Origin of the sequence: Lysinibacillus sphaericus (assembly GCF_006864135.1) — a bacterium.
In the GTDB taxonomy this organism is placed as follows: domain Bacteria; phylum Bacillota; class Bacilli; order Bacillales_A; family Planococcaceae; genus Lysinibacillus.
In genome coordinates this window covers 1-618 of the sequence record NZ_SADV01000064.1, presented here as the reverse complement: position 1 = coordinate 618, position 618 = coordinate 1, and the positions used below count along the sequence as shown (strand labels likewise).

The following is a 618-nucleotide window of genomic DNA, read 5'->3' as shown; positions in this document are numbered from 1 at the left end:
GATGATTTTTTTCTCCAATGCGATCTCAACTGTTTTCCCAATGAGCATGTCTAATAAGCTTACGTCTTGAAGACGAAGCCGACGAAATTTTGTAAGTGAACTTGAATCAATGACTGGATCTTCTGGCGCCATATCCAAGAAATATTTGAATGACATATCGTACTTTGAACGCTCTACAAGGTCGACGTCTGATACATCATAAATTGCTTTTAATAATAAGTACTTAAACATACGAATTGGAGGAATGGCATTACGTCCATTGTCTAAACAATATTTTGTTTTTAACTCTTCTAAAATGAATGAAAAATCAACAAGTTCATTGATTTGGCGAAGTATATTATCTTTTGGCACAACAATATCGTAGATCGCCATATATGGACTTAAATTAAGGGTTTCTTGATTTGAAATCATCGGGGGCACCACCTGCACATTAATTCTTTTATTATAAAGGAAAGCGTGACTAAAATAATAGTGTGATACATTGCGTTGTTTGGAGAAGCATCGCTCGACTCCTGCGGGAAAGCGAGACAGACGAGACCCCGCACGAAGCGAAGCGTAGGAGGAGGCTCGGCGCTCGCCCGCGGAAAGCGAGCGGAATGCTTCGGAAAACAACAGTAG

Annotated in this window: 1 protein-coding gene; it reads right to left on the bottom strand. The window is 40.0% G+C overall.

The window, feature by feature from the left end:
• On the bottom strand, nt 1–411 hold a 411-nt coding region (locus tag C7Y47_RS24700), incomplete at its 3' end, for a transposase (protein WP_142511132.1).
• Nucleotides 412–618 lie beyond the last annotated feature (207 nt).